1 rRNA gene is annotated in these 2,974 nt (G+C 51.1%); it reads right to left on the reverse strand.

The annotated features are described in order from the left end of the window. Positions 1–63 precede the first annotated feature (63 nt). Positions 64–2,957: ribosomal RNA gene (locus AB4209_RS21075) — 23S ribosomal RNA — on the reverse strand. Between the last annotated feature and the right edge of the window lie 17 nt (positions 2,958–2,974).

Genomic DNA, 2,974 nt, shown 5'->3' on the forward strand with positions numbered 1-2,974 from the left:
TCTCTTCAAACTCATTCAAGCGTTTGGTATTTCTTTGAGTCCACAAAACCCCTTGGGTGTTGTATGGTTAAGCCTCACGGGCAATTAGTACAGGTTAGCTCAATGCCTCGCAGCACTTACACACCCTGCCTATCAACGTCGTAGTCTACGACAACCCTTTAGGACACTTATAGTGCCAGGGAAAACTCATCTCAAGGCTCGCTTCCCGCTTAGATGCTTTCAGCGGTTATCGATTCCGAACTTAGCTACCGGGCAATGCCATTGGCATGACAACCCGAACACCAGAGGTTCGTCCACTCCGGTCCTCTCGTACTAGGAGCAGCCCCCTTCAATTTTCCAACGCCCACGGCAGATAGGGACCGAACTGTCTCACGACGTTCTAAACCCAGCTCGCGTACCACTTTAAATGGCGAACAGCCATACCCTTGGGACCGACTTCAGCCCCAGGATGTGATGAGCCGACATCGAGGTGCCAAACACCGCCGTCGATATGAACTCTTGGGCGGTATCAGCCTGTTATCCCCGGAGTACCTTTTATCCGTTGAGCGATGGCCCTTCCATTCAGAACCACCGGATCACTATGACCTGCTTTCGCACCTGCTCGAATTGTCATTCTCGCAGTCAAGCGGGCTTATGCCATTGCACTAACCACACGATGTCCAACCGTGTTTAGCCCACCTTCGTGCTCCTCCGTTACTCTTTGGGAGGAGACCGCCCCAGTCAAACTACCCACCAGGCACTGTCCGTAATCCCGATTCAGGGACCAACGTTAGAACATCAAAACTACAAGGGTGGTATTTCAAGGACGACTCCACCACATCTAGCGACGCGGTTTCAAAGTCTCCCACCTATCCTACACATGTAGGTTCAATGTTCAGTGCCAAGCTGTAGTAAAGGTTCACGGGGTCTTTCCGTCTAGCCGCGGGTACACTGCATCTTCACAGCGATTTCAATTTCACTGAGTCTCGGGTGGAGACAGCGTGGCCATCATTACGCCATTCGTGCAGGTCGGAACTTACCCGACAAGGAATTTCGCTACCTTAGGACCGTTATAGTTACGGCCGCCGTTTACCGGGGCTTCGATCAAGAGCTTCGACCGAAGTCTAACCCCATCAATTAACCTTCCGGCACCGGGCAGGCGTCACACCGTATACGTCATCTTACGATTTTGCACAGTGCTGTGTTTTTAATAAACAGTTGCAGCCACCTGGTATCTGCGACTCTCGTCTGCTCCATCCGCAAGGGACTTCACTGATAAGAGCGTACCTTCTCCCGAAGTTACGGTACCATTTTGCCTAGTTCCTTCACCCGAGTTCTCTCAAGCGCCTTGGTATTCTCTACCCGACCACCTGTGTCGGTTTGGGGTACGATTCCTTACAATCTGAAGCTTAGAGGCTTTTCCTGGAAGCATGGCATCAATGACTTCACTACCGTAGTAGCTCGACATCGTATCTCAGCGTTAGTAGCGGTCCGGATTTACCTAAACCACCCGCCTACGTACTTGAACCTGGACAACCGTCGCCAGGCCCACCTAGCCTTCTCCGTCCCCCCATCGCAATTGTAAGAAGTACGGGAATATTAACCCGTTTCCCATCGACTACGCCTTTCGGCCTCGCCTTAGGAGTCGACTTACCCTGCCCCGATTAACGTTGGACAGGAACCCTTGGTCTTCCGGCGAGGGAGTTTTTCACTCCCTTTATCGTTACTCATGTCAGCATTCGCACTTCTGATACCTCCAGCAGCCCTTACAGACCACCTTCAACGGCTTACAGAACGCTCCCCTACCCCACGCACCCTAAGGTACGTAGCCGCAGCTTCGGTGTATAGCTTAGCCCCGTTACATCTTCCGCGCAGGCCGACTCGACCAGTGAGCTATTACGCTTTCTTTAAATGATGGCTGCTTCTAAGCCAACATCCTGGCTGTCTGAGCCTTCCCACATCGTTTCCCACTTAGCTATACTTTGGGACCTTAGCTGGCGGTCTGGGTTGTTTCCCTCTCCACGACGGACGTTAGCACCCGCCGTGTGTCTCCCGGATAGTACTTACTGGTATTCGGAGTTTGCAAAGGGTTGGTAAGTCGGGATGACCCCCTAGCCTTAACAGTGCTCTACCCCCAGTAGTATTCGTCCGAGGCGCTACCTAAATAGCTTTCGGGGAGAACCAGCTATCTCCAGGTTTGATTGGCCTTTCACCCCTAGCCACAAGTCATCCGCTAATTTTTCAACATTAGTCGGTTCGGTCCTCCAGTTGATGTTACTCAACCTTCAACCTGCCCATGGCTAGATCACCTGGTTTCGGGTCTAATCCTAGCAACTGTACGCCCAGTTAAGACTCGGTTTCCCTACGGCTCCCCTAAACGGTTAACCTTGCTACTAAAATTAAGTCGCTGACCCATTATACAAAAGGTACGCAGTCACACCACGAAGGTGCTCCTACTGCTTGTACGTACACGGTTTCAGGTTCTATTTCACTCCCCTCACAGGGGTTCTTTTCGCCTTTCCCTCACGGTACTGGTTCACTATCGGTCAGTCAGTAGTATTTAGCCTTGGAGGATGGTCCCCCCATATTCAGACAGGATATCACGTGTCCCGCCCTACTCGTTTTCACTGATTATGATGTGTCGGTTACGGGGCTATCACCCTTTACTGCGAGACTTTCCAGACTCTTCACCTGCATCATTAAAAGCTTAAGGGCTAATCCAATTTCGCTCGCCGCTACTTTCGGAATCTCGGTTGATTTCTCTTCCTCGGGGTACTTAGATGTTTCAGTTCCCCCGGTTTGCCTCCTGTTGCTATGTATTCACAACAGGATACTTACTTATGTAAGTGGGTTTCCCCATTCAGGAATCCCAGACTCAAAAGGTTATTACTACCTAATCTGGGCTTATCGCAAGTTATTACGCCTTTCATCGCCTCTGACTGCCAAGGCATCCACCGTGTACGCTTAGTCACTTAACCATACAACCCGAAAGGGT

Source organism: Vibrio sp. 10N.286.48.C11 (assembly GCF_041469805.1).
In the GTDB taxonomy this organism is placed as follows: Bacteria; Pseudomonadota; Gammaproteobacteria; order Enterobacterales; family Vibrionaceae; genus Vibrio; species Vibrio crassostreae_C.